25 protein-coding genes and 1 pseudogene are annotated in these 26,526 nt (G+C 58.8%); 17 read left to right on the forward strand and 9 right to left on the reverse strand.

The genetic code is table 11. The annotated features are described in order from the left end of the window. Window positions 1-76: 76 nt before the first annotated feature. Window positions 77-253, reverse strand: coding sequence for a YdcH family protein (locus CFBP5499_RS19575; protein WP_003506164.1), 177 nt, complete (start codon window positions 251-253; stop codon window positions 77-79). Between the two features lie 233 nt (window positions 254-486). Here CFBP5499_RS19575 and CFBP5499_RS19580 point away from each other — a divergent pair, with 233 nt between their 5' ends. The 5 genes from CFBP5499_RS19580 (at window position 487) to CFBP5499_RS19600 (ending at window position 3,287) form a co-directional block, all read left to right on the forward strand. Beyond that, complete coding sequence (locus tag CFBP5499_RS19580) at window positions 487-690, forward strand: YdcH family protein (RefSeq protein ID WP_003497661.1); 204 nt, start codon at window positions 487-489, stop codon at window positions 688-690. A 47-nt stretch (window positions 691-737) separates the two neighbouring features. After that, a complete protein-coding gene (gene purE, locus CFBP5499_RS19585; protein WP_035216131.1) occupies window positions 738-1,205 on the forward strand; it encodes a 5-(carboxyamino)imidazole ribonucleotide mutase in 468 nt (155 codons plus the stop codon). 11 nt (window positions 1,206-1,216) lie between these two features. Continuing rightward, entirely contained in the window at window positions 1,217-2,293 is a 1,077-nt protein-coding gene (locus CFBP5499_RS19590; RefSeq protein ID WP_080829162.1) for a 5-(carboxyamino)imidazole ribonucleotide synthase, read from the forward strand. A gap of 146 nt (window positions 2,294-2,439) precedes the next feature. Next, window positions 2,440-2,565 (forward strand): type B 50S ribosomal protein L36, encoded by a 126-nt coding sequence (gene ykgO, locus CFBP5499_RS19595; protein ID WP_003497670.1) that lies wholly within the window; start codon window positions 2,440-2,442, stop codon window positions 2,563-2,565. A 101-nt stretch (window positions 2,566-2,666) separates the two neighbouring features. After that, entirely contained in the window at window positions 2,667-3,287 is a 621-nt protein-coding gene (locus CFBP5499_RS19600) for a tetratricopeptide repeat protein (RefSeq protein ID WP_080829161.1), read from the forward strand. A 68-nt stretch (window positions 3,288-3,355) separates the two neighbouring features. Here the strand turns inward: CFBP5499_RS19600 and CFBP5499_RS19605 are convergent, their stop codons facing one another. The 3 genes from CFBP5499_RS19605 to CFBP5499_RS19615 all read right to left on the reverse strand — a co-directional run bounded on the left by CFBP5499_RS19605 (window position 3,356) and on the right by CFBP5499_RS19615 (window position 4,871). Continuing rightward, window positions 3,356-3,613, reverse strand: a complete 258-nt coding sequence (locus tag CFBP5499_RS19605) for a DUF2312 domain-containing protein (RefSeq protein WP_006314683.1) — start codon at window positions 3,611-3,613, stop codon at window positions 3,356-3,358. A gap of 148 nt (window positions 3,614-3,761) precedes the next feature. Continuing rightward, window positions 3,762-4,067 (reverse strand): DUF1244 domain-containing protein, encoded by a 306-nt coding sequence (locus tag CFBP5499_RS19610; protein ID WP_080829159.1) that lies wholly within the window; start codon window positions 4,065-4,067, stop codon window positions 3,762-3,764. Window positions 4,068-4,082: 15 nt separating this feature from the next. Then, window positions 4,083-4,871, reverse strand: a complete 789-nt coding sequence (locus tag CFBP5499_RS19615) for an N-formylglutamate amidohydrolase (RefSeq protein ID WP_080829157.1) — start codon at window positions 4,869-4,871, stop codon at window positions 4,083-4,085. Window positions 4,872-5,066: 195 nt separating this feature from the next. Between CFBP5499_RS19615 and CFBP5499_RS19620 the strand changes: the two genes are divergently transcribed. Both CFBP5499_RS19620 and pyk read left to right on the forward strand, forming a co-directional pair. Further along, window positions 5,067-5,549: a DUF1036 domain-containing protein gene (locus tag CFBP5499_RS19620; protein WP_175416830.1), complete on the forward strand. Its 483-nt coding sequence runs from the start codon at window positions 5,067-5,069 to the stop codon at window positions 5,547-5,549. Further along, window positions 5,549-6,988 carry a pyruvate kinase gene (gene pyk, locus CFBP5499_RS19625; protein ID WP_080829151.1) on the forward strand — a complete coding sequence of 480 codons (1,440 nt, stop codon included), beginning with the start codon at window positions 5,549-5,551 and terminating at the stop codon, window positions 6,986-6,988. The genes CFBP5499_RS19620 and pyk overlap by 1 nt, the downstream gene beginning before the upstream one ends. An 80-nt stretch (window positions 6,989-7,068) precedes the next feature. Here pyk and CFBP5499_RS19630 read toward each other — a convergent pair whose 3' ends face one another. Beyond that, the gene (locus CFBP5499_RS19630; protein WP_175416831.1) at window positions 7,069-8,976 is read right to left on the reverse strand and encodes a DUF882 domain-containing protein; all 1,908 of its coding nucleotides are present in this window, start codon (window positions 8,974-8,976) and stop codon (window positions 7,069-7,071) included. A 176-nt stretch (window positions 8,977-9,152) separates the two neighbouring features. Beyond that, the gene (locus CFBP5499_RS19635; RefSeq protein ID WP_080829149.1) at window positions 9,153-10,694 is read right to left on the reverse strand and encodes a sigma-54-dependent transcriptional regulator; all 1,542 of its coding nucleotides are present in this window, start codon (window positions 10,692-10,694) and stop codon (window positions 9,153-9,155) included. Window positions 10,695-10,863: 169 nt separating this feature from the next. Here CFBP5499_RS19635 and CFBP5499_RS19640 point away from each other — a divergent pair, with 169 nt between their 5' ends. The 8 genes and pseudogenes from CFBP5499_RS19640 (at window position 10,864) to CFBP5499_RS19675 (ending at window position 20,721) form a co-directional block, all read left to right on the forward strand. Further along, complete coding sequence (locus CFBP5499_RS19640) at window positions 10,864-12,714, forward strand: M3 family oligoendopeptidase (RefSeq protein WP_080829147.1); 1,851 nt, start codon at window positions 10,864-10,866, stop codon at window positions 12,712-12,714. Between the two features lie 96 nt (window positions 12,715-12,810). Further along, the gene (locus tag CFBP5499_RS19645) at window positions 12,811-13,446 is read left to right on the forward strand and encodes an aminotransferase class IV family protein (RefSeq protein ID WP_080829145.1); all 636 of its coding nucleotides are present in this window, start codon (window positions 12,811-12,813) and stop codon (window positions 13,444-13,446) included. Window positions 13,447-13,658: 212 nt separating this feature from the next. Then, on the forward strand, window positions 13,659-15,104 hold the full coding sequence (locus CFBP5499_RS19650; RefSeq protein ID WP_080829143.1) for a homospermidine synthase: 1,446 nt from the start codon (window positions 13,659-13,661) through the stop codon (window positions 15,102-15,104). 150 nt (window positions 15,105-15,254) lie between these two features. After that, on the forward strand, window positions 15,255-15,629 hold the full coding sequence (gene omp10, locus CFBP5499_RS19655; protein WP_003506132.1) for an outer membrane lipoprotein Omp10: 375 nt from the start codon (window positions 15,255-15,257) through the stop codon (window positions 15,627-15,629). Window positions 15,630-15,844: 215 nt separating this feature from the next. Next, window positions 15,845-17,764, forward strand: a complete 1,920-nt coding sequence (locus CFBP5499_RS19660) for a 5'-nucleotidase C-terminal domain-containing protein (RefSeq protein WP_080829141.1) — start codon at window positions 15,845-15,847, stop codon at window positions 17,762-17,764. 348 nt (window positions 17,765-18,112) lie between these two features. Continuing rightward, window positions 18,113-19,147, forward strand: a complete 1,035-nt coding sequence (hemH, locus tag CFBP5499_RS19665) for a ferrochelatase (protein ID WP_080829140.1) — start codon at window positions 18,113-18,115, stop codon at window positions 19,145-19,147. A 57-nt stretch (window positions 19,148-19,204) separates the two neighbouring features. After that, a pseudogene (locus CFBP5499_RS30900) lies at window positions 19,205-19,825 on the forward strand (SPFH domain-containing protein); the annotation flags it as partial. 431 nt (window positions 19,826-20,256) lie between these two features. Continuing rightward, a complete protein-coding gene (locus CFBP5499_RS19675) occupies window positions 20,257-20,721 on the forward strand; it encodes an NfeD family protein (RefSeq protein WP_080829136.1) in 465 nt (154 codons plus the stop codon). A gap of 74 nt (window positions 20,722-20,795) precedes the next feature. Here CFBP5499_RS19675 and CFBP5499_RS19680 read toward each other — a convergent pair whose 3' ends face one another. Both CFBP5499_RS19680 and CFBP5499_RS19685 read right to left on the reverse strand, forming a co-directional pair. Further along, window positions 20,796-21,791, reverse strand: coding sequence for a KpsF/GutQ family sugar-phosphate isomerase (locus CFBP5499_RS19680; protein ID WP_080829134.1), 996 nt, complete (start codon window positions 21,789-21,791; stop codon window positions 20,796-20,798). Between the two features lie 60 nt (window positions 21,792-21,851). Further along, a complete protein-coding gene (locus CFBP5499_RS19685) occupies window positions 21,852-22,217 on the reverse strand; it encodes a PAS domain-containing protein (protein ID WP_080829132.1) in 366 nt (121 codons plus the stop codon). Between the two features lie 417 nt (window positions 22,218-22,634). Here CFBP5499_RS19685 and uppP point away from each other — a divergent pair, with 417 nt between their 5' ends. Next, complete coding sequence (gene uppP / locus CFBP5499_RS19695; RefSeq protein WP_080829130.1) at window positions 22,635-24,134, forward strand: polysaccharide biosynthesis protein UppP; 1,500 nt, start codon at window positions 22,635-22,637, stop codon at window positions 24,132-24,134. A 60-nt stretch (window positions 24,135-24,194) separates the two neighbouring features. Here the strand turns inward: uppP and galU are convergent, their stop codons facing one another. Then, window positions 24,195-25,082 (reverse strand): UTP--glucose-1-phosphate uridylyltransferase GalU, encoded by an 888-nt coding sequence (gene galU, locus CFBP5499_RS19700; protein ID WP_080829128.1) that lies wholly within the window; start codon window positions 25,080-25,082, stop codon window positions 24,195-24,197. A gap of 195 nt (window positions 25,083-25,277) precedes the next feature. On the opposite strand from galU, the gene CFBP5499_RS19705 reads away from it, so the two are divergent. After that, window positions 25,278-26,498, forward strand: coding sequence for a lytic murein transglycosylase (locus CFBP5499_RS19705; RefSeq protein ID WP_080830182.1), 1,221 nt, complete (start codon window positions 25,278-25,280; stop codon window positions 26,496-26,498). Window positions 26,499-26,526 lie beyond the last annotated feature (28 nt).

Raw genomic sequence — 26,526 nt, forward strand, 5'->3', positions numbered from 1 at the left:
GCAGGTTTTCACCGCCAGAGCTCAAAAGGCTCAGACCGCCGGCCCCTCAATTGTCGAGGGAGCGGTCTGGCATAAATCAATGTCTTGTCGAGGCCTTGAGCCTCTGCAGTTCATCCTTCAGGCGCAGTTTTCGACGTTTAAGGTCCGCGATCTCTCTATCGTCAGACGACGGGGAAGCAAGAATACTTTCGAGCTCCTCCTCCAGAGCACCGTGTTTCTTTTCGAGCGATGCAATATGAGCCTGAATGGTCATGCGGCACGTCCTTCCTTTTTGAACCTACCTCCAGCTCTCCATCGCTGGAGTTTCAGGTTTGCGACGGCAATGTGACACGGATCGCGCCGCTTGTCGAAGGCGAAATGAAGGCAATAAGTGGGCAATTTGGTCGCAAGGGATAACTTCCCGTTACCGCGATTTGATGATAGAGGCTCGTGAACGATCACATACGCGCCGGAGCCGATCCGGCGGCATAAAATGGGGATGACGAGATGCCCGATCAGGACCAGGCGGACATCAGGCTCACGCTGGCGCGGCTGCGCCAGGAGCATGAGGATTATGACGCGGCGATCAACGCGATGATCCAGACCAGCTGCGATGCACTGAGAATACAGCGGATGAAAAAGAAGAAGCTGGCCGTCAAGGACAAGATGACCCAGCTGGAAGACCAGGTCATTCCCGATATCATCGCCTGAGCCGGAGAGATTACGTGACAGCAGAAACGCCCCCCGTCGCCATCATCATGGGCAGCCAGTCCGACTGGGAGACCATGAAGAACGCCGCCGATACGCTGGATGCGCTCGACGTGGAATATGAAGCCCGCATCATTTCCGCCCACCGCACGCCGGACCGGCTTTATGACTTTGCCAACGGCGCAAAGGACGAAGGCTTCAAGGTCATTATCGCCGGTGCGGGCGGTGCCGCCCACCTGCCGGGCATGACAGCCGCCATGACGCCCCTGCCCGTCTTCGGCGTTCCGGTACAGTCCAAGACCATGTCCGGACAGGACAGTCTCTATTCCATCGTGCAGATGCCTGCCGGCATCCCCGTCGGCACGCTCGCCATCGGCAAGGCCGGCGCCATCAATGCCGCCCTTCTGGCCGCTGCGGTCCTGGCACTCAGCGACGAAGACCTGGCCGACCGGCTCGATGCCTGGCGTGCCCGCCAGTCGGCAGCCGTCGCAGAATATCCGATGGACAGCGCCCAGTGACGAAAAAAGTGATGGCAAAGACGACCAACCTTACCATCGGCATCATCGGTGGCGGGCAGCTCGGGCGTATGCTGGCCATGGCCGCTGCCCGTCTCAACCACCGCACCATCGTGCTGGAGCCGCAGGCCGATTGTCCGGCTGCGCAGGTTTGCAACGACCAGATCGTCGCGGAATATGACGACGAAAAGGCGCTTGCGGAACTCGCAAGCCGCTGCGATGTCGTCACCTACGAATTCGAAAACGTGCCTGTCGCAGCCGCGGAAAAACTCAGCGCCTCCGTGCCGGTCTATCCGCCGGCGCAGGCGCTCAGCGCATCGCAGGACCGGTTGACGGAAAAACGCTTCCTCAATGGTTGCGGCATTCCAACCGCCGATTTTCGCGCCGTGGACAGCCAGGGCGAGCTGGAAGCCGCCTTGACCGCCTTCGGTGGCAAGGGCGTGCTGAAAACCCGCCGCATGGGTTATGACGGCAAGGGCCAGCGCCTCTTCCGTGGTGGCGAAGACCTCGCGGGCGCTTTTGCGGCACTCGGCGGCGTGCCGCTGATCCTCGAAAGCTTCGTTGCCTTCGAGCGGGAAATCTCGATCATCGCCGCCCGCTTCAAGGACGGCACCGTCAAGTGTTACGATCCGGCCGAGAACGTCCATCTGAACGGCATTCTGCACACATCGACGGTGCCGGCGGCACTTTCGGATGCCGCGAAGGCTGTCGCCGTGCGGTCAGCAGAAAAGCTTCTCGCCGCACTCGATTATGTCGGAGTCATCGGCATCGAATTCTTCGTCCTGCCGGATGGTTCGCTGGTTGCCAATGAAATGGCGCCGCGTGTCCACAATACCGGCCACTGGACGGAAGCAGCCTGCGTTATCTCGCAGTTCGAGCAGCATATCCGGGCCGTGTCGGGCCTTGCCCCCGGCAGTACGGATCGCCATTCCGATTGTGTCATGACCAACCTGATCGGCGACGACATCAACGACGTGCCGGCATGGCTGTCGAAAAAAGACTGTCTCGTGCATCTCTATGGCAAGACAGAAGCCCGGCCAAGCCGCAAGATGGGCCATGTGACCGAGCTTCTGCACACAGGAAAAGCCTAGTCTTTTAAGGCAAAGGCACGGCCAAGTGTTGACAGGCAGGGCTCAAACGGGTATCTGCCTGCCAACCGAAAAGAGCGCGCCCCGTTGCGCGCTTTTGATTGTTAGAATAGCACGGCAGAACCCGTGCAAAACTGCGGACCAGTAAAATGAAGATCAAGAATTCGCTTAAAGCGCTTAAGGCCCGTCATCGCGATAACCGCCTGGTTCGCCGCAAGGGCCGCGTCTACATCATCAACAAGCAGAACCCGCGTTTCAAGGCTCGTCAGGGCTGATAGATTGCGACTGCGGTTCGCGATTGAACGCGCGGATCACTTTGTTGACAGTGCAGAAGTTTGCATTTGATATTGGGCGCAGTCGGGTTAAGCTTTAACCCATGCGCCCAAATCGTTTTTGCACGGCTATCCTCCTCGCTCAGGGTTTCCTGTTTGCCGGCCTCCTGATTCCGGGAATGGCCGCCATTAGCCATGCGGCGGATGGACAGCAGCCTGCTGCGGCAGAAGCCGCGCCTTCCCCTGCCAAGACGATCGACACTCTTTTCGCATCGCTGAAAAAAGAGCGCAACACAGTCAAGGCGCGCAGCATCGCCAACCAGATCGCCTCCGAATGGAACGATTCCGGCAGCGCGACGGTCAATCTCCTGATGCAATGGGCCGGCGAAGCCGCGGACGAAAAGCGGAACGCGGCGGCTTATGATTTTCTCGACCAGGTCATTTTGCTCGACCCGAACTATGTGCAGGCGCCTTATCGCCGCGCCATGGTGCATTTTGCCGATGGTGATACCCGCAAGGCAATGGCCGACATCAACCTGACCCTCGAAAAAGAGCCGCGTTATTTCCCGGCGCTGGCAAGCCTTGCCAACATCCTCGAAGCCTCCGGCCGCCACGAGCTGGCACTGAAGGCCTGGGAACAATATCTGGCAGTTTACCCCGCAGACAAGGACGCCCGCAAGGAAGCCGCCGATCTCTCGGAAAAGCTGGCGGGCACACGCGGCTGAATTTGACAAAAGCACAAACAAAAATCGCCGCAAAAGCGGCGATTTTTCATTGAGGCTTTCTCAGCCGATCATTCCATGCCGAGCGCGGCCATATAGGTCTGGAGAATCGTTTCTTCCTCAATACGCTCGTTGGCATCCTTCTTGCGCAGACGAATGATGGTGCGAATCGCCTTGGTGTCGTAACCACGGCCCTTCGCCTCGCCCATGACATCCTTGATATCGCCCTGAATGGCGGCCTTTTCCTCTTCGAGGCGCTCGACGCGCTCGATGAACTGACGCAGTTCTGCGGCGGCGACGGTTTCGGTGGTGCTTGTTTCGTCCATCATATCATCCTTTATTGGCGGCCCGCATGTGAGCCTTGTTCATTATATCCGGGCGAAGTCGTCGCCGGTCGCTGCCAGCGGACAGCAAAATTCAGGCCTGTGAACTGCCCACTGAAAGGCGTTCCGTCAAGTTGATTCCGTCGATGAGGACTTATTCCTTGGGCCGGTTCTGCTCGAAAGCGGCTTTCTGGTCGCCACTCGCTTCGCCCTGATATCTCTCTTTCCAATCCTCATACGGCATGCCGTAGACGATTTCCCGGGATTGATCCTTGCTGAGCGGAACACCAGCTTCCTCGGCCGCCTCCCGATACCAGTTGGAAAGGCAATTGCGGCAGAAGCCCGCGAGATTCATCAGGTCGATATTCTGCACATCGTGGCGTTCACGAAGGTGCTTGACGAGGCGGCGGAAGGCGGCGGCCTCGAACTCGATCTGCCTGTTGTCGTTCTCATTCGTCATGGCAAAACTCCAGGCTCAATAGGGGCCGGTGCGAGAGGCGAACAGCTGATATTCATGCAGGACGGGATCGTCATTCATTGCGGCGAAAATGGGAGCGAGCCGATCCGACCATTCCGCGATCCCCTTCTCATCCGTGATCAGATCCTGCCGAACCTCCAGAAGCGCATGCGGTATGCCCTTCATCATGCAATGCCGATACATGGTGTCGCCCTTGAGCGCGCCGTCATAGGGCTCGTTGTCGCCAACGAGAATGTCGCCGGTGGCGCGCAGATGCGCCAGAAGCGGATCGACCGCACGGTGGTCCGTGTCCCACAGAACCGCCGCATGCCATGGCCGCGGCGTTTCTTTCCAGAACGGCGTATAGGAATGCAGCGACAGGACGAGCGGCGCTTCTTCGGACGCCTCCGCAACGCCGGTCAGCACGCGGTCCACGGCATTGTGATAGGGCCGATGAAAAACCTCGATCCTCCTTTGCCATTCCTCATCCGCAATCGGATGATTACCGGGGATGATCGCACCGTCCGAAATCTTCATGATGAGGGTCGGATCGTCCTCGCCGCGATTCGGATCGATCAGCAGCCGTGAGAACCGCCCGAGCACAGCCGGCACGCCAAGCCGCGCGGCAAGCGATCGTGTCAGCCCTTCTATGCCGATATCAAATGCGATGTGACGATGAAAAGCGGTTTGCGGAAGGCCAAGATTGCCGTAGTGTGCCGGCAGGAGGTTCATGGCATGGTCCGCCAGAAGAACCATGCCTTTGTCATAATCGCCTTCTATGATTTCATAGGGTATGAAGTCGTTCATCGATGATTTTCTGGGGCAGGATTGAGGAGAGAAACTTGATGGCATGGCTTGAGGCCGGGCGCAAGTTCAGGCGGAAGAACAGCCATCTACCTTACCGCACTCACGATCCCACGAACAATATAATCGATTAAACTCGCGTTGACTTTCTTTGGCGGCCACGCCAAGAAGTGTGTTCATTATAACCATGGAATCCGGATGGAAGCCGTGACTCAGTCATCTCTCGCTCTTCCTCGCCACTTTCGGCATCTTGCCCGTCTTTTCTCCACAGCGGCATTGTTTCTGACCCCGTTTGTCTTCGTGGAGACCGCGCATGCGGATTTCCGCGTCTGCAACAGCACGCAAAACCTCGTTGGGGTCGCAATCGGCTACCGGGGGCAGGATGGCTGGGTCAGTGAAGGTTGGTGGCAGGTCCCCTCCTCCACCTGCGCAACGCTGATAGAGGGTGAGTTGCAGTCGCGTTATTATTATCTTTATGCCGAGGACGCCGCTCACGGCGGCCGCTGGACCGGTGACGTCAACATGTGCGTGGCGGAAAACGAGTTCAAGATCGCCGGCGTAGACGATTGTTATGCCCGCAGCTTCCAGAGAATGGGTTTCAAGGAATATGACACGGGCAGACAGGGCAGCTGGATGGTCCAGCTTTCCGATACGCCAGGCACACAGGGAAATCAAAACTGATGAAGCGTAACCGCAAAGTCAAAATTCTTGCAACTCTCGGCCCGGCCTCTTCCGACGAGGCCATGATCGAAAAGCTGCATCTTGCTGGCGCCGATCTTTTCCGGATCAACATGAGCCATGCGAGCCACGACGTGATGCGGACGCTCATTCAGCGCATCCGCTCTGTCGAAAGCCGCAACGGCCGTCCCATCGGCATTCTGGCCGACCTGCAGGGTCCCAAGCTGCGCGTCGGAAAATTTGCCGAGACCAAGGTCGATCTGGTTCCGGGCCAAACCTTCACGCTTGATAACAACGATACCCCCGGCGACAACACCCGCGTTTTCCTGCCGCATCCTGAAATTCTCGAGGCGGTCAAGCCCGGTCACCGCCTGCTGATCGATGACGGCAAGCTGCACCTGCGCGCTGAAAAAAGCGACGGCAAGAGCATCGTCACCACGGTCGTTTCCGGCACTCGCATTTCCGACCGCAAGGGCATCAGCCTGCCCGACACCCTGCTTGGCGTCGGCGTTCTGACAGACAAGGACCGCGTCGATCTCGAAGCCGTTCTCGAGACCAACGAAGTAGACTGGGTTGCTCTTTCCTTCGTTCAGCGCCCGGAAGACCTGGCGGAGGTGCGCAAGATTTCGCGCGGTCGCGTTGGCCTGATGTCCAAGATCGAAAAGCCGCAGGCTGTCGAACGCATCGAAGAAATCATCGAGCTTTCCGACGCATTGATGGTTGCGCGCGGCGATCTTGGCGTGGAAATGCCGTTGGAAGCTGTTCCGGGCATTCAGAAGCAGCTGACCCGTGCCTGCCGGCGCGCCGGCAAGCCTGTCGTTGTTGCCACCCAGATGCTGGAATCGATGATCACCGCCCCGGTTCCGACCCGCGCGGAAGTGTCGGACGTTGCAACTGCAGTGTTCGAAGGCGCCGACGCCATCATGCTTTCGGCTGAGTCCGCTTCCGGCGATTATCCGATCGAAGCCGTATCGACCATGGCGTCCATCGCCAGCACGGTGGAACAGGACCCCTATTATTCCAACATCATCTACGCGCAGCGTCCGCAGCCGGAAGCAACCGGCGCCGACGCCATTTCGCTTGCCGCCCGCCAGATTGCCGAAACGCTGAACCTTGCGGCGATCGTCACCTACACCTCATCGGGCACGACCGGCCTGCGCGCCGCGCGTGAGCGACCGCAGGTGCCGATCATTGCGCTGTCGCCGATCATCCAGACCGCGCGCCGCCTGTCGGTCGTCTGGGGCCTTCACTGCGTCGTCACCGGTGATGCCAGCGATCTGGACGACATGGTGAACCGCGCTTGTCGCATCGTCGTTTCCGAAGGTTTCGGCAAGCCAGGTGATCGCATCATCATCTCCGCCGGCGTTCCGCTCGGCACCCCCGGCGCAACCAACATGGTGCGCATCGCCTATATCGGCTCGGACGGCCAGAGCGGCGTCTGATAGACAAATACCAAGCAACAAAAAACCCGCCGGCGACGGCGGGTTTTTTGTTGGCCTTTCGACCGTCTGATAAAACAGGCTCAGTGCATCTTCACCGGCGTGCTGAAGCGGCTGGATTCGATGGCCACGGCACCCGGCTTGAAGCTCGCCGAGGAGGCGGAGGCCGACATCTCTTTGCTGAGCATGCGGTTGGCGACAACGCGCGGCGCCTTTACCGAGCGTCCGGTCGTACCCTTGTTCTGGTTGAGCGCCCAATCCGAAATAAGATCCTGCGTCAGGCGTCCACCGCCCACCATGGCCTGCTCGGAAACGGCTGCATCCTGCTTGCTCGGGCGCGAACCCTTGGTCGGAAGGCCGGCGCTGAGGCCACCACTGATGGCGGGCTTCAGATCGAAAGCATCACCAAAACCAGGCTGCGGAGCGGCCTTGGCCGTTTCAGCGGGCGCGACGGTAACCTTGTGGTTGACGGCGGCCGGGAACGGCGCAGCTGTCGGCATGGCGGCGGACTGGACCTGCGAACGGGCAGCCTGACCGCTCTGTTCAAGAGCCGCAACCACGGTCGGCGAAAGCGTATCCTGCTGTGCCTCGGCGAGATCATCTTCGCCTTCCGGATCAGCATTCGCCGCCGCCAGCAGGGCTTCCGCCACGGCCGGACGATTGGCCGGAACCGGAATAGAGGCGAGTTCGCCGGTCGCGGCCGGTGTCGCACCATCGGCAGAAGCCGTCAGGATCGACCCTTCCGCATCACCCTTCATGCCACGCGGGCCGAGAAGGGTGGGCACGGGCACGGAAACCTCAGCCAGATCGGCAAATTGCTGGCGCTCGGCCGGCGCTGACGTCGGCGTCGGCGTGGTTGCCGCCTGCAGGGCATCCTGCGCGGCATTGCGGGCCGGAGAATAAAGCGCAGTCGCAAGGCCGGCATTGGCAGGCGGCTGGTTGCCGAATGCAGGACGAGCCGTCGGCAGCGGCGCATCGGTCACGCCGGGAAGGGCCCGTGCTGAAGCAACAGCAATGGTGGGTTCAGGCTCGGGAGCCGCCTGCTGCGGAGCCGCCGGGCGAGCGACCGCCGGGCGTTCTGCGGGCTCCGGCGCTGCGATGCTATCGGGATCTTCATCCTCGTCACCGCCGCCAAAGAGTGCCTGCAACAGGGTCTTGCGCTTGCCGCCGCCACCGGAGGAATCAGGGCCGGAACCGGCGCTGGAAGCGACCTGAATGGAGGAGGAGCTGACGCGCTTCTTGTAATCGGCGATCGCCTGCTCATAACCGGGAAGCGGCTTGCCATCGGACGGAAGATGCAGCGTATTGCCCTTCGGGAAAATGCGCACGAGTTCCTGACGGCTCATGCGCGGCCAGGCGCGAACGCCACCGACATCCATGTGCACGAAGGGAGAACCGGAGGTAGGATAAAAGCCGACGCCGCCGATCTGCATCTGCATGCCGATTTCACGCAGCGTGGCAAGCTTCACGCCGGGAATGTAAAAGTCCATGGCCTTGCCGAGCATATGCTGGCTTTTTTCCGCAACGCCCTTGGTGCGCGTGCGCAACAGGCCATTGGTCTCGGGCGAACGGAAGGCCGAAACGACATTGATGTAATCGGTCGCGCCACTGCGACGATAAACTTCCCAGACGAGATCGAAAAGGCGCGGATCCATGCGCGTCGGCTGATTGCGGCGCCAGTCACGCAAGAAACGGTTCAGCTCCTGCAGACCTTTCTGGTCGTATTTTCCATTGCGCTTGAAGGTGATGACCGCCTTCTCGCGTGTATGGATATAATACAGTTTGAGGCTGCGCGTCTCGGCGGCGGCTTCCGTCGCCGAAACACCTACGAAGGGCATTGCGGCGAGCATCAGGCAGGCAAAGGTGACAGCGCGCGCCGACAGCTTCGTGCATATATCCTTGATCAAGCCGCGCGCAATCTTGGTCGAAAGCGCGTTATTCCGATGCAGATATGGCAATTCGATCCCCGCCTGGAAGACAATTTCTGTCACATTGCCTCAAATGAACGTCAAATACGGTGACACGATGGCAAAATTGCCACACACATGCAACCTTCCTCTACATAGTGAATCAGTGACTAACAAGAGGTTTATAGACGGTAAGCGGATATCCTTGCTCAGAAGTTAACGAATTTCACGATCTGCCTCGGAATAAGCGGTTTGGGCCCTCAGGCGGCATCTCGAAGCGGATCATCCGGATCGATCCCATAATCCTTCAGCTTACGATAAAGCGTCGAGCGGCCGATGCCGAGCTTTCTCGCGACCTGACTCATCTGACCGCGATAGAAACGAAGGGCGAAACGGATGAGTTCCTCTTCGATCTCGGCCAGTTTCCGAATATTACCCGAATCGTCCATGCTGGAGATCAGGTTTCCGCCCCGATAAATGGTGGTGGAAATATCCGAAGGCTCCTCGATGACGGCATGGCTTTCAGGAGCCGGCGGCGGCGAATAGGCCGCAAGCTTCAACGACGAGCCGGATGGCGAGCGGATGATATCCTCCCCATCATCGCCATTCGAAAACTCCGGCAGCTGCAGCGCGATCTGCGGAAAATCGGAATCCGACAGCTCCTCACCCTGAGAGAGAACCACGGCGCGGAAAACGGCGTTTTCCAGCTGGCGGATATTGCCCGGCCAGTCGTAGGCCGTCAGCAGCGCCAGCGCACTGGCATCGAGACCGACGGGATTGGGCAGTTTCTGTTCCGCCGAAAAGCGTTCGGCGAAAACCCGCGCCAGATGGGGAATATCTTCCTTGCGGCGGCGCAGCGCCGGAATGGTGATCGGAAAGACGTTGAGGCGATAATAGAGGTCCTCGCGGAAGCGGCCTTCCTTCACCTCTTCGATGAGGTTCTTGTTGGTGGCGGAAATCAGCCGCACATTGACCTTCTGAACCCGCGCGGAGCCGACCGTTTCGATTTCGCCCTGCTGGACGGCGCGGAGCAGCTTCACCTGCACGTCGAGCGGCAGATCGCCGATTTCATCGAGGAACAGCGTGCCGCCATCCGCCTCCATGAACTTGCCGACGTGTTTTTCTGTCGCACCGGTGAAGGCGCCCTTCTCGTGGCCGAAAAGGATGCTTTCCACGAGATTATGGGGGATGGCACCACAATTGACCGTTATGAACGGCTTGTTCGCGCGGTCGCCGGCCGACTGGATGGCGCGGGCGACCATTTCCTTGCCCACGCCGGATTCGCCTTCCAGCACCACGGGAATGCTGGACTGGGCAGCGCGCTGCGCAAGTTCGATGACCCTCAGCATTGCGGGGCTCGCGGAAACGATATCGGTAAAATTCACTGCATTGCTCCGTCCGCGCCTGCCCGTGCGGGCCTTTGCCTCTCTCCTGTCGAGCTTGAGCGCATTGGAGATGGCGGCGCCGATCCTTTCCGGCGAAACCGGCTTCACGACGAAATCGAAGGCGCCGGCGCGCATGGCCTGCACGACGGTGTCGATGCCGCCCTGCCCGGTCTGGACGATGACGGGAACATCCGTGCCGAGTTCGCCAACGGCCTTCAGAAAGGCAAGCCCGTCCATTTCCGGCATCATCAGATCGAGGACAATGACGTTGATCTCGCCGCTATATTGCTTGAGCAGTTCCAGCCCCGCCCTGCCGTTTTCGGCAAGCAAGGCCAGATGCCCATAACGTTCCACCGCATTTTTGAGCAGGCGGCGCTGGACGGGATCATCGTCTATCACGAGAGCATGCGCGGTCATTTTTAGCTCCGGTTTCCGGTTTATGGACCTGCTTCATGCGGTCCCTTATGCCGCACTCTGCCACGGGAGACTTGAACATCCAGTTTTGAGAATTGCTTGCATTTTATCCATTGCCGCGGGAAACAGGGTCCCCATATGCTTTGACAGCATAACCAGAAGGATACGTCCGATGACCCTCCACCACCCCGCTCCGCAACCCGTATTCTCGCTTGCCGAAACCTCCGGCCCGGCGCTCGGCGATCTGCCCGGCTGGAAGCTGTCGGATCTTTATCCGTCGGGGGATTCGCCGGAATATAAGGGCGATCTTGAGAAGGCGGCTTCGATGGCAGCGGCTTTCGAGACAAAATGGAAGGGCAAGCTCGAATCCGCCGCAAAGGCGACCGGCGCAAACGGCATCGGCGCGGCGCTGAAGGACTATGAAGCGCTGGACGATCTTATCGGCCGCATCGGCTCCTTTGCCGGCCTTACCTATTTTTCCGATACGTCGAATCCGGCAAACGGCAAGCTTTACGGCGATGCCCAGGCGAAACTGACGGATATTTCCGCGCATCTCCTGTTCTTCACGCTGGAACTCAACCGCATCGACGATGTCGTGATGGATGCCTGCATGGCAAACGATGCCGCGGCCGGCCACTACCGTCCCTGGCTGGTGGATCTGCGCAAGGACAAGCCGCACCAGCTGGACGATCAGCTGGAGCAGCTTTTCCTTGAAAAATCGATGACCAGCGCGGCAGCCTTCAACCGCCTGTTCGACGAAACGATGGCCGATCTGCGGTTCGACATTGATGGCGCAAGCCTTTCGCTGGAAGTGACGCTCAACATGCTGCAGGAGCCGGAACCGGAAACCCGAAAGAAAGCGGCGGAGGCCTTGAGCGCCACCTTCAAGGACAATCTGCGGGTCTTCACCCTCATCACCAATACGCTTGCCAAGGACAAGGATATTTCCGACCGCTGGCGCAAGTTCGAGGATATTGCCGACAGCCGTCATCTCGCCAACCGTGTCGAGCGGGAGGTGGTCGATGCCTTGGCTGCCGCCGTCAAAAAGGCTTATCCGCGCCTTTCGCACCGTTATTACGCCATGAAGGCGAAGTGGCTCGGCATGGAGCAGATGAATTATTGGGACCGCAATGCGCCGCTTCCCGATACGTCGAATACGATCATCCCCTGGGATGAGGCGAAGGATACCGTGCTTTCCGCCTATGGAAATTTCGCCCCTGAAATGGCCGATATCGCCCGCCGATTCTTCGATGAAGAGTGGATCGACGCCCCCGCCCGTCCCGGCAAGGCGCCCGGCGCATTCGCCCATCCAACCGTGCCCTCAGCCCATCCTTACGTGCTTGTCAATTATCTCGGCAAACCGCGCGACGTGATGACGCTCGCCCATGAGCTTGGCCATGGCGTGCACCAGGTGCTGGCCGGCCAGCAGGGCGCGCTGATGTGCGCAACGCCGCTGACGCTTGCAGAAACAGCGTCCGTCTTTGGCGAAATGCTGACATTCCGCAAGCTGCTCGACGACACGAAAGATATCCGGGAACGCAAGGCCATGCTCGCCCGCAAGGTCGAGGACATGATCAATACGGTGGTGCGCCAGATCGCCTTTTACGAATTCGAGCGCAAGCTGCACACCGCCCGCAAAGAAGGCGAGCTGACCTCGGAACAGATCGGCGAATTGTGGCTGTCCGTTCAGGCCGAAAGTCTCGGCCCGGCCATCCGGATTTCCGAAGGTTACGAGACATGGTGGACCTACATCCCCCATTTCATCCACTCGCCCTTTTATGTTTACGCCTATGCCTTCGGCGATTGCCTGGTGAACTCGCTCTACGCGGTTTACCAGAAGGCCGAGGCGGGTTTTCAGGAGAAATATTTCGAGCTTCTGAAAGCCGGCGGCACCAAACACCATTCCGAGCTTCTGAAACCCTTCGGCCTCGATGCGACCGATCCTTCCTTCTGGGACAAGGGGCTTTCGATGATCGAAGGGCTGATCGACGAGTTGGAAGAACTGGACGGGAAACAGGCTTAATCTTTTCCACCGGCAAAGCTATCTTTCGGACAAGCTTTGTCGGTAGATATTGCCGGCAGAGATACCGGCAAATCATCCAGGCGACGAGCACAGGCCATGAAACGCAAACCCGCCGATCTGACCTTGAGGGAAACCCTGCGCTGGGAGCCGCAAACGGGCTTTCAGCGCATCGACCAGCATATGCGCCGGCTATTGCGCTCCGCCGATGCGCTGGGTTTTCGTGCGCCCGTCAATGCGGTTCAGGTGCTGGAAAAACAGGTGGGTGGCGAAAAGCCGCTCTGCGTCAGGCTGGTCATGAACTACAAGGGCGTGCTGGATGTCGAGACGGCCGAATTCCGTCCGTTGCAGGAAAATGCCGTCTGGCGCGTCCGCATTGCCAGACAGACCACACTCGATTCCGCCGATACCTTCTATCGTCACAAGTCCTCTCGCCGGGAGCCCTATGACGCCGCCCGCGCCGAATTTTCGGCCGAGGAGGCGGACGAGGTGCTGCTGCTCAACGAGCGCGGCGAATTGTGCGAGGGGTCATCGACCAGCATTTTCGTCGAAATGCCTGAAGGGCCGTTGCTGACGCCGCCGCTCGACAGCGGCATTCTTCCGGGTGTATTGCGCGCCGACCTTATCCGCGAACGCCGGGCACGCGGACAGACGCTGAAGCCGGAGGATATTGCCGGCCGAAAACTCTTCGTCGGCAATTCGCTGCATGGATTGATTGCAGCGGAACTGATTTAAACCGTGACCGCCAGAAGCCGGTCGCGGCCTTTCTCCTTGGCCGCACAAAGAGCCTGATCGGCGCGCAAAATGGGCGGGCAGAATATGGCGAAAAGAATGCACAGGCCCACCGCGGCGCCACCGTCGTCATATCTCCGTCATCCACCTGCCCTTTATTGTGGCATGCTTTTATGATCTAGCTTACTTATTGGCTGAAAAAGGAAAATTGACGAATGACGGACGCAAACTACCCGATCTACGGTGATATTGACGGCCCCATCATCATGATCGGCTTTGGCTCCATCGGGCGCGGCACTCTTCCGTTGATCGAGCGTCATTTCAATTTCGACAGAACCCGGCTCGTCGTCATCGATCCGCGCGAGGACATCGCAGCGTTTCTGGCGGAGAGAAATATCCGTCACGTCCAGACACATCTGACCAAGGCGAATTATAAGGACGTTCTCAAGCCGCTTCTCAAAGGCGTGCAGGGTCAGGGCTTCTGCGTCAATCTTTCGGTCGATGCCGCCTCGGTCGATCTGATGCGGATCTGCCGCAAACATGGCATGCTCTATATCGACACCGTCGTGGAACCATGGCCCGGCTTCTATTTCGACGCCGATGCCGACAATCGCGCCAGAACCAATTATTCGCTGCGCGAGACCATGCTGAAGGAAAGGGCGCGCAAGCCCGGTGGCACGACCGCGGTTTCCACCTGTGGCGCCAATCCCGGCATGGTGTCCTGGTTCGTGAAGCAGGCACTCGTCAATCTTGCCAAGGATACCGGCCTCGACATCGAGGAACCGCAGTCGCACGACCGGGAAGGCTGGGCAAAGCTGATGAAGCAGCTTGGCGTCAAGGGCGTGCATGTGGCCGAGCGCGACACCCAGCGGGCAAAGGAGCCGAAGCCTTTCGGCGCGTTCTGGAACACCTGGTCCGTGGAAGGTTTTATCGCTGAAGGTTTTCAGCCGGCCGAACTCGGCTGGGGTACGCATGAAAACTGGATGCCGAAAAACGCCAAAAAGCAGAAAAAGGGAAACAAGGCGGCGATCTATCTCGACCAGCCCGGCGCCAATACGCGGGTGCGCACCTGGTGCCCGGGGCTCGGAGCACAATATGGGTTTCTCGTCACCCACAATGAGGCTATCTCGATCTCGGATTACTTCACCGTCCGCAATGATGATGGCGACGTGACCTATCGGCCCACCTGCCACTATGCCTACCACCCCTGCAACGACGCCATTCTGTCCCTGCACGAACTTTTCGGCAATGGCGGCAACCCGCAGCCGATCCAGCATGTGCTAGGCGAAGACGAACTCGTTGACGGTGCGGACGAATTGGGCGTCCTTCTTTATGGCCACGACAGGAACGCCTATTGGTATGGTTCGCGGCTGAGCCTCAAGGAGGCACGTTCGCTTGCCCCCAACCAGAATGCCACTGGATTGCAGGTCAGTTCGGCGGTTCTGGCCGGCATGGCCTGGGCGATCGAAAACCCTGAGGCCGGCATCGTCGAGGCGGATGAGATGGATTATCGCCGTTGCCTTGAGGTGCAGCGCCCCTATCTCGGCCCTGTCGAGGGGCATTACACCGACTGGACGCCGCTTGACGGCCGGCCGGGCCTGTTCCCCGACAATATCGACATGTCCGATCCCTGGCAGTTCCGCAACATACTGGTGCGCTGAGGGATCGGCGTCTCATATTTGTCACGCCGGGGCTTTCCTTAAACGACGACAGGAACCGGGGAGAGCGAACAACGTTGCCTTGAAATAAGCAACGCTTCGCGGCATGGTCGAAGCATAGAAAGTTTCATCGAATCGCAGGAGAACAGGCTCATGAACTTCAAGACAAGCGCTGCATTGCTTAGTGCCGCCATCGCGGTGTCTTCATGCGTCGCACCGGGACCCTCGCAGCAGACCTCGATGGCGCCTTCGCTTTCCCGCGGACCGGCCGTCGATGGTCGCTGGATCGACCGCAACGGCATCGTATCGACCTTCCAGAACGGCGCCTTCTCCACCCGTTCGACCGATACCAATACACTTCTGGCCTCCGGCACCTATGTCACGATTTCGCCGACGCTTTACGAAATCAACATGACCTCGCTGGTGCGCAACACGCAGTCGCGCGTCAACTGCGCGCTCGTCTCCCCGTCACAATTGAACTGCACGACGGACACGAACAGCCAGTTCTCGCTGACGCGTCAAGGCTGATAACTTCGCCTTTTCAATGAGATATCCTTCTGAAACGCACGCCTTCGGCGTGCGTTTTGCTTTATTGCGCAACTGTCATATTTCGCTTGCGGCGACTGCCGCTAAATGGAAACATCCCATTTTGAAAGACTGACATGATTTTGGATTAGAGAATGAGCACGGTCGGCGGGTGATCAACCGGCCCGGGCTTCCGCTTTGAACAGGAGAGAGGGACCATGAAGAAAATATTGGGACTGGGCATGCTGAGCGTTTCGGCGATAACGCTTTCGGCTGGTGCGGCTCTGGCCGATTACGAGCTCAACATTCTTCACATCAATGATTTTCACTCCCGTATCGAATCGATCAACAAATTCGACTCGACCTGCTCGGCGGAAGAGGAAGGCAAAAACGAGTGCTTCGGCGGCGCCGCGCGCCTGCTGACAGCCATCAACCAGACGCGTGACGCGCTGAAGGCTGGCGGGAAAAATGTTCTCCTGCTCAATGCCGGCGACAATTTCCAGGGCTCGCTGTTCTACACTACCTACAAAGGTACGGTGGAAGCGGAAGTACTGAACGCCATGAAGTTCGACGCCATGACTGTCGGCAACCATGAGTTCGACGATAGCGAAGACGGCCTTGCCGGCTTCCTCGACAAGGTGCAGTTTCCCGTCGTGACCGCCAATGTGGTGGCCACCGCCGCCTCGAAAATCGGCGACCGCGTCAAACCCTCCATCGTGCTTGAAGTCGGCGGCCAGAAAATCGGCATCGTCGGCGCTGTCGCCAACGACACGGCGGAACTGGCAACACCGGGTCCCAATATCACCATCGCCGAAGATGTCGCCAAGATCAGCGAACAGGTGCAGAAGCTGAAGCAGGACGGCGTCAACAAGATCATCGCGCTGACCCATGTCGGTTATCCGCGAGACCTCGAATTCATCGCCAAAATCCCTGATGTCGACGTCGTTGTCGGCGGCCACAGCCATACGCTGCTGTCGAACACCGACCAGAAGGCCGAAGGTCCCTACCCGACCCTCGTCGACAACCCCGGCGGTTACAAGGTTCCAGTGGTTCAGGCCGGTCAGTACAGCAAATATCTCGGCGACCTCAACGTGGTCTTCGATGACAATGGCGTGGTCAAGGAAAGCAAGGGTGATCCCATCCTGATCGACTCCACCTTCAAACCCGACGAAGCCACGCTGAAGCGCATCGATGAGCTGAAGGCGCCGATCGAGGCGATGAAATCCAAGGTCGTCGGCACCTCTGAAGGCCCGATCGAGGGCGACCGCAAGGTTTGCCGCGTGAAGGAATGCTCTATGGGCAATCTGGTGGCCGATGCGACGCTGGCGCGCGTCAAGGATCAGGGCATCACCATCGCTTTTGCAAACAGCGGCGGCCTGCGCTCCTCCATCGATGGCGGCGATGTCTCGATGGGTGAAGTGCTGACGGTACTGCCGTTCCAGAACACCGTTGCAACCTTCCAGCTCAAGGGCGAGGATATTCGCGCCGCCCTCGAAAACGGCGTCAGCCAGATCGATGATGGTGCGGGCCGCTTCATGCAGGTTTCCGGCATGAAATATTCGTTCGACCGTTCCAAGCCGGCCGGCAGCCGTATCGTTTCTGTCGACGTCAAGGAAGGCGACGCCTTCGTGCCTCTTGATCCCGCCAAGACCTATATCGTTGCGGCCAATAATTACGTGCGCACTGGAGGTGATGGCTTCAAGGTCTTTGCGACCAAGGCAATCAACGCCTATGACTTCGGTCCCAACCTCGAAGAGGCAGTCGCGGCCTATATCACCGCCAACAGCCCCTATAAGCCCTATACCGACGGCCGCATCAGCGAAGTGACGCCTGCCGGGTACGTCGCTCCGGCAAAGCCTGCGGCACCCGCCGCAGCTGCACCTGCCCCAGCGGCCGCCCCGGCCCCTGCGGCACCCGCTGCCACTGCACCCGCTACGACCACACCGGCATCGCCCGCACCTGCTGCGGCCGCTGCAGCCCTCAGCAAATATGTCGTCGAAAAGGGTGACTCGCTCTGGAAGATCGCTGCCGAGAAATATGGCGACGGCGCTCTCTGGCACAAAATTGCCAAGGCAAACACGCTGAAGCAGCCGAACCACATCGAGATCGGCGAAGAGCTGGAACTGCCGGCCCAATAAGCCGGACGGGACGGACAGGGCAATTTGCCGCACACACGACGCCGGCTCCGGATAACGGGGCCGGCTTCTTATTTTCCTTTTGAAAACAAATCGTTACTGAGCCAATTTTGCCAAAAGACAGCCTGCGGCTCCGCCGGCCCCGGAAATAGCTTTCGCCGGTGGTTTAATCCTGAAAATTTTCGTCTAGAACACATGAACAAATTGACGGCCCGAGCGTATAGCTCGGGCATTTCCGGCCAAACCGCGTCACGGTCTGTGTTCGGGCGCTAAACAGAAGATGGAGTGTTCAGGCCTCTCCGAGGCGAAACCGCTCCTCACATAACCAGTCCGAGTTTCAGGGTGTCATTCATGGCGACAGAACTATCCCCACTCCCCGCAAACCATCCCCGTGTAAGTTTTGGCAAGGTCGGCGTCCTGCTCGTCAATCTCGGCACGCCTGACGGCACGGATTATTGGCCGATGCGCCGTTATCTGGCGGAGTTTCTGAGCGACAAGCGCGTGATCGAATGGTCTCGTCTCTACTGGTATCCTATCCTTTATGGCATCGTCCTCAACAAGCGCCCGCAGAAGGTCGGCAAAGCCTATGAGGAAATCTGGAACCATGAGCGCAACGAAAGCTATCTGCGCACCTATACCCGTAGCCAGGGTGAGTTGATGGCCCAGGCGCTGAAGGATTTGCCCAATGTCGTGGTCGACTGGGCGATGCGTTACGGGCAGCCTTCCATCGCATCCAAGATCGATGCGCTGAAGGAACAGGGTTGCGAAAAAATCCTGCTCTTCCCGCTTTACCCGCAATATGCCGCCTCGACCACGGCAACCGTCAACGACAAGGCTTTCGAGCATCTGATGAAGCTGCGCTGGCAGCCCGCCATCCGCACCGTGCCGCCCTATCATGACGATCCGGCCTATATCGAGGGGCTCGCAGCTTCCGTCAGAAACCATCTGGCAACCCTGGACTGGGAGCCGGAGATGCTGATCACCTCATTCCACGGCATTCCGCAATCCTACTTTAAAAAGGGTGATCCCTATTATTGTCATTGCCAGAAAACCGCCCGCCTGCTGCGGGAGGCGCTGGGGCGGACAGAGAAGAATTTCATGATCACCTTCCAGTCGCGCTTCGGGCCGGAAGAATGGCTGCAGCCCTATACCGACAAGACCGTAGAGAAGCTGGCCTCGGAGGGCATCAAGCGTATTGCCGTCATGAACCCCGGCTTCGTATCGGATTGTCTTGAGACGCTGGAGGAAATCGCCGGTGAAGCCGGGGAGATTTTCCTGCATAATGGCGGAGAGAAATTCACCCATATTCCCTGTCTGAACGATAGCACTGAGGGCATGACCGTTCTCGAAAAGGTTGTAAGACGGGAGTTGCAAGGCTGGGTGTAATCTTGCCATAACGTTGTTGGGATAAATCCCGGACGTTCTGATCCTAGGAGGAAAGTGATGATTGCATTGGGCGGTTTCGACATCGTCGTCATAGCGGCGGTTGTTCTGGTTATTCTGGTGCTGTTTGCTGGCATCAAGACCGTGCCGCAGGGGCATCGTTACACGGTCGAACGGTTCGGGCGCTACACCCGCACGCTGGAACCCGGCCTGAACCTCATCATACCGTTCTTCGAAAGCATCGGCTCGAAAATGAATGTGATGGAGCAGGTGCTCCACATCCCGACGCAGGAAGTCATTACCCGCGACAATGCCAGTGTCTCGGCCGATGCCGTCACCTTCTATCAGGTATTGAACGCCGCACAGGCCGCTTACCAGATATCCAATCTGCAGATGGCGATCGAAAACCTCACCATGACCAACATTCGTTCGGTGATGGGCTCGATGGACCTCGATGAGCTGCTGTCGAACCGCGATGCCATCAACGATCGCCTTCTGCGCGTGGTCGATGAAGCCGTGGGACCATGGGGCATCAAGGTCACCCGCATCGAGATCAAGGATATCGCGCCGCCGAAGGATCTCGTCGATTCCATGGCGCGGCAAATGAAGGCCGAGCGCGAAAAACGCGCGCAGGTGCTGGAGGCAGAGGGTGCCCGTAACGCGCAGATTCTGCGCGCGGAAGGTGCAAAACAATCCGCCATTCTGGAAGCGGAAGGCCAGCGCGAAGCAGCGTTCCGCGATGCCGAAGCACGCGAACGTCTGGCCGAGGCCGAAGCCAACGCCACCCGCATGGTCTCGGAAGCCATTGCTGCCGGTAACGTCCACGCCATCAACTATTTCGTCGCCCAGAAATACACCGAAGCGCTTGCCGAAATCGGCACGGCCAAAAATTCCAAGATCGTGCTGATGCCTATGGAAGCCTCGGCACTGATCGGCTCCCTTGGCGGCATCGGCACGATTGCGAGGGAAGTGTTCGGCGATAAGGGCGATGCCCCCAGTGCGCCCGCCCCCTCTACCTCATCCCGCTCCGTGCCGCCGGCCCGGTCTTCCGGCCAGAGCATCAATGTTACCATCCCGGGTAATCCCTTCGGCTCTTCATCGGAGAAGTGACGATGCTGCAACGGCTTGCCACTGAGCTGGGACCCTGGAGCTGGTGGATCGTCGGCTTCGTACTGCTCGCCGCCGAACTCCTCGCGCCCGGCGTCTTCCTGATCTGGATCGGCCTTGCCGCGCTGGTCATCGGTGCGTTTTCGCTGTTTTTCTGGGAAGCGGCATTCTGGGCGTGGCAATTGCAGTTGGTGCTGTTTGCAGCACTTTCCGTGGTGTTCGCCCTGCTCGGCCGGAGATATTTCGGCCGAAACCGCGCGGCAAGCGATGAGCCCTTCCTGAACCAGCGCGAAGCAAGCCTTGTCGGCCGCACCGCAACCCTGCAGGAACCAATCGTCGAGGGACGCGGACGGATAAGGCTTGATGATACCTGGTGGCCCGTGAATGGCGAAGATTTGCCGGCCGGCACCCGTGTCAGGATTGCTTCGGCACGCGGGCGTACGCTGACAATCGAGCCGATAGACCGATAAGTTCGGGGGCTGGTCGGCGGCATTGGAGCCGCATTGCCAGACAGAAGATCGACGTCCATCTTCCGTGGAATGGCCTAAGCGACGCCGATCCTCAGGAGATCGTGGAAATGCACCAGCCCGATCGGCCGGTTATCGTCATCAACGACGATCAGCGCACCAATGTGGAATTTCTCCAGCGTCGCCAGCGCACTGGTCGCCAGCACCGACTTTTTGACGGTTTTCGGGCTGCGGGTCATGATGTCATCGACCACCAGTTCGGCAAGGTTGCGCGACAGGTTGCGGGCCATGTCACCCTCGGTGATGATGCCGCACAGACGGCCATCCTCGTCCAGAATGCCGACGCAGCCGAAATGCTTGCGCGAGAGAACGCCCACCGCTTCGGGCATGGCTGTTGCCTTGTTGACCAGTGGCACACGATCGCCCGTATGCATGATATCGGCGACCAGCGTCAGGCTCGCCCCCAGCTTGCCGCCGGGATGGAACACCTTGAAGTCACCCGCAGTGAAATTGCGCGCCTCCAGAAGCGCGACCGCAAGGGCATCGCCCAGCGCCAGCTGCATCAATGTGGAGGTGGTAGGGGCCAGGCCGAGCGGGCAGGCTTCCTGCTCATTGGGCACCAGAAGCACGATATCTGAGGCCTGCGCCAGCGATGACTTTTCCGAACAGGTGAGCGCGATCAGCGGAATGGAGAAACGGCGGGAATAATTGATGATGCTGCGCAATTCAGCACTTTCACCACCCTTGGAAATCGCCAGCACCACGTCATCGCCGCCGATCATGCCCAGATCGCCGTGGTTTGCCTCCGCCGCATGCACAAAAAAGGCAGGCGTTCCGGTGGAGGCGAAGGTAGCGGCAAGCTTTGCGCCTATGTGGCCGCTTTTTCCAACCCCGGTAATAATGAGACGGCCATTCGACTGGCCGATGGTCTCGATCGCCTTGCAGAAGGGCCCGGAAAGGCCGTTTCTCAGGGCATCCTCAAGGGCGGCGAGGCCAGCCCGCTCCATCGAAATCGTCCGCACGGCGGATTCGATGGCATTGTCTTCGACCAGTTTGACGGCGCGCGTAATCATGGCCGACTGTTACTCTTTCAGCCGGAATAAGTCCACTCTCCCGCCGGTCAGCTCTGTTTTTTAGTGACGCAGATCGGGCGGGGAAATCTCTTCCATCGTTCCAAGCCGCTTGAAAGGTATGTTTTCCTCGTCGACGAGATATCGCCCGAGCGTCCTTACCCACAAGACGGAACCGTCGCTACGGCGCACGGCATATTCCTGATCGTAAAAGCTCGCGGCCTTCAGGGTGAGCAGCGCCGTCTCGATCACCCGGTTTCGGTGATCCAGATCCACTTTTTCAAGCATCTGAAAAATGCTGATGCCCTGCATCGCCTGCTTCAGCGAAATCCCGAAGAGTTCGGCGCATATTTCATCGAGATAGAAGCGGTCATTGGTAATATCCCAACAATAAAAACCGACTTGCCGGATGTTCAAAACGCGATTCATGAAACGATGCTGTCACATACAATAAAATTCAATAGGATTTGTTGAACGATTTACGATCGCCCTGTGTAAGCATAGGACAATTCCGTGCCAAATTGAAACGTTTTAATCTTCGTATATTAGAAATATTTCGCTATTGCGGCGGCTCCGCACGGCAAGCCGGATCGGCGCATTCGGGGTGCCGGTTCGCTCGGCAGGCGCCGCTGATTATTCATCCACGCCCGACGCCGAAATCCCTACCGATCTTTATCAACTGTTAACCATAAAAAACCTATTGTTAAAGCGATGTTAAAACTTGCGTCGCCTGTCTGGTCCCTGGTTTCTTCACGTCATTTCATAGGCCTGCCAATCATCGGGCCTGAAGAGATGCCTTGGTGGGCTTTCGATCCGGCATCGGCCAAACTCGCCGGGTGAAAAGGAATGAGCGTGAAGGGCACCGCCACACGTCTGCCGACGTCGCGGAAAGCAGCAACCCTGCTGCTTGCCTGCACGATTTTTTATCCGTCCGGAAACGCCTTCGCACAGACTGCAGCGACAGCCACACCAATGGTGCCGGGCGCCGCTTCCGCTGCTGACGGATCGCTTTCAACCGCCCCGGCGACGAACGGCACCACAGGCACAGGCACAGGCACAGCTCAGGCCACACCCGCGCCTGCTCCGCAACTCTGGCGTCCATCAAGCAATCCCGGCGACCCGATCTACGAACAGCCCGACGAAGCCAGCCAACCCTCTGCCGAGGCCGAAAACCCCTACGAGCCGACAATGGACGGGGGGGAAAATCCGCGGGTAGCAACCGAACCCGGCCAGACGCCCGGCATCCGGCTCGGCACATTCGTGCTCAGGCCTTCGATCAGCCAGACGGTGAATACGGAAAAACAGACGAATACGGGCGGCCCCTCCAGACGCAATTATTTGACGACGGGCATACGCGGCACGCTCACCAGCGACTGGTCCCGGCACGCGCTGACGGTGACGGGCGATGGCGCCTGGGAAAGAAACTTCGGCGGCGACAAGGATGGCGAAGAACCGCGGGCAAATATCGAGGCCAATCTGCGCCTTGACCTCAGTGCGGAAACGACCGCCAATCTCAAGGCGGGTTACGAATTCAGCCGTGAAGACACCACGGACCCGAATGCTCTGACCGGCGCTGCCGTGCAGGGTGGCGAGCATCGCTTCACCGCCGGCGCATCGATAGAGCGGGATTTCGGCAAGCTGCGCGGGCTGGCAGCGCTCGATCTCTCACGCACCGTCTATACGGATGCAAAGGGGCTCGATGGCAGGCCGATCAGCCTCAGCGATCGCGACCAGAAGGGCGCGAACCTGCGCGGACGCATTGGCTATGAACTGTCGCCGGCTTTAATCCCCTTCCTCGAACTGAATGTGGGGGCGACCAAATATGACAGCCGCCTCGACAATTCGGGTTATGCCCGTTCCTCCAATGCCTATGGGGCGAAGGTCGGCGCGGAAGTCGATCTCGGCGAAAAGACGCGCGGCGAGGCCGCCATCGGCTATCTGCGCAAGGAATATGACGATGATCGTCTGGCTGCAATCGGCGCTCTGACGCTGGATGGCAAACTCAACTGGTCTCCCCAGCGCGGCACGAATGTCAATCTCGGATTGCGCACGACGATAGAGGACTTTGCCGGCGGTCCGCAGGGCGGCTGGATTTCCTATCGGCTGGATGCCGGCCTGACCCATGAATTGCGCAACAACCTGGTCGCGCGTCTGACGGGGCAGATCGTGCATCGCACATTCCCCTCCTCCAACACCGAGAATGCCGTGGAATATACGGCGGGTGCCGGCCTGACCTGGGGGCTGAACCGCTATCTCGACCTGACCGCAGACGTCAGCTACCAGTGGACCCCGGTTTACGACAGCAATGAATTTCGTGTCGGCGCGGGACTTGTCCTGAAACGATAATGAGCCCCAAAACAAAAATCCCGGCGCGAAGGCCGGGATTTCCTTGTGTATTCCGGTCGATTATTTCAGACCCTCGATCAGGGCCTTGATTGGCTCCTCGATCGCCGGACGGATATCGCCGCGTTCCAGTGCGAAAGCGACGTTTGCCAGGATGAAACCATCCTTGGCGCCGCAATCGAAGGTCTGGCCGCGGAAATGATAACCTGCAAACTCCTGCGACTTGGCAAGCGTCAGCATGCCGTCCGTCAACTGGATTTCATTGCCGGCGCCGCGTTCCTGATTTTCGAGAATATCGAAAATCTCGGGCTGGAGAATATAGCGACCGTTAATATAGAAATTCGACGGTGCCGTTCCCTTGGCCGGCTTCTCGACCATTTCAGTGATCTTGAAACCTTCGCCCACGGTCTCACCCACGCCGACAATGCCATATTTATGCGTCTGGTCGGGAGCGCATTCCTGCACCGCGATGACGTTGCCCTGGGTCTGGTCGTAAAGTTCGACCATGCCCTTCAGGCAGCTTTTCTGCGAATGCATGATCATGTCGGGCAAAAGCACGGCAAAAGGCTCGTCGCCGACGATATCACGCGCGCACCAGACCGCATGGCCGAGACCGAGCGGCACCTGCTGGCGCGTGAAGCTTGCGGTGCCCGCCTTGGGCAGAAGGCCGGCCAGCAATGTCAGCTCGGCATTCTTGTTGCGCTCGCGCAGCATCTGTTCAAGTTCAAATTGAATATCAAAATAATCTTCGATCACCGCCTTGCCGCGACCAGTTACAAATACAAAATGCTCGATGCCCGCTTCCGCCGCCTCATCGACGACGTATTGAATGACGGGCTTGTCGACGACGGTGAGCATTTCTTTCGGAACTGCCTTGGTGGCGGGCAGGAAACGTGTACCGAGACCTGCGACCGGAAATACGGCCTTCCGAATTTTCTTCTGTTCTACCACATATCCCTCCTGAGAGATAAAACTTAATCACAATCCCCGCACACTGTTGTTATTTCAAAAATAACAACGTTTTGTAAAGGGTGACGCTACCATCTATTAATGGTAAAGAATTTGTTGACATTCTTTTGTTATCCATGACGACGCCCGATGCGTTTTCGCAATCGAAATGATATTCGAAAGAACGAAAGACTGACGATGACAAAGACCCTTTCAAATGTCCGCAAATTCGGTTGCATGATGGTTGCAGGCCTGGCGATCTCGCTGGCTCCCGTCTCGGCCCGGGCCGATCAGGGGTTCAAGCAGTGGATCAACCAGTTCTACGCAACAGCCGCCAAAGAAGGCATTAGCAAGGCGACCTACCAGAAGGCCTTTGCCGGTGTCAGCGAGCCGGATCCGGACGCGCTGCGCAAGGCGACCTTCCAGCCGGAATTCACCACCCAGATCTGGGATTATGTCGATTCCCGCGTCAATCCGTATACGGTGCGGATCGGCCGCGAAATGAAGATGAAACATGCGACGACGCTCAACTGGATCGAGCGTAACTTCAACGTCGATAAACACATCATTCTTGCCATCTGGTCGATGGAATCCAATTACGGCGCGGTTCTCGAAAAGCCGGAGCGGCTGCACAACATTCCGCAGGCGCTGGCGACGCTCGCCTATTCCGATCCCAAACGCGCCAAATTCGCGCGTACGCAGCTGATAGCCGCGCTTAAGATTCTGCAGTCCGGCGATGTCACCCCCAAACAGCTGACGGGCTCCTGGGCCGGCGCGATGGGCCACACCCAGTTCATTCCCACGAGCTACCTGCTCTATGCGGTCGATGCTGATGGCAACGGCAAGCGCGACATCTGGCATTCCGTTCCGGACGCACTGGCGACAGCCGCCAATCTTCTGGCGAAGAACGGCTGGGAACCTGGTCGGACCTGGGGTTACGAAACCGCCATGCCGCGTGGCGGCGCGCGCTATGAAGGGCAGACGAAGTCCATTGCGGAATGGTCGAAGCTCGGCTTCACCCGCCCGAACGGCAAGACTTTCACGCGTGGTTCCGATCGCGCCATGCTGAAATTGCAGGGCGGCGCAAACGGCCCCGGTTTCCTGATGATGAAGAACTTCTTCACTATCAAGAAATACAACGCCTCCGACAGCTATGCGCTGGCCGTGGGCCTGCTCGCGGATGAAATCGCCGGGTATGGCGGCATGCAGCAGAAATGGCCGCGCCCGGACGGCACGCTGGACATCAGGGAAAAATTCGAACTCCAGACCCGCATGAAGGAACTCGGTTATTACGATGGCGAGATCGACGGTAATTTCGGCTCCGGTTCGAAAGCCGCGATCAGCGCCATCCAGTCCCGCATGGGCATGCAGAATGACGGCGAGCCGTCGCAGCGACTGCTGAGAGCCCTGCGCAATTGATAATGTGCCGGCGCATTCGGTGACGTCA

Source organism: Agrobacterium tumefaciens (assembly GCF_005221325.1).
Lineage (GTDB): Bacteria > Pseudomonadota > Alphaproteobacteria > Rhizobiales > Rhizobiaceae > Agrobacterium.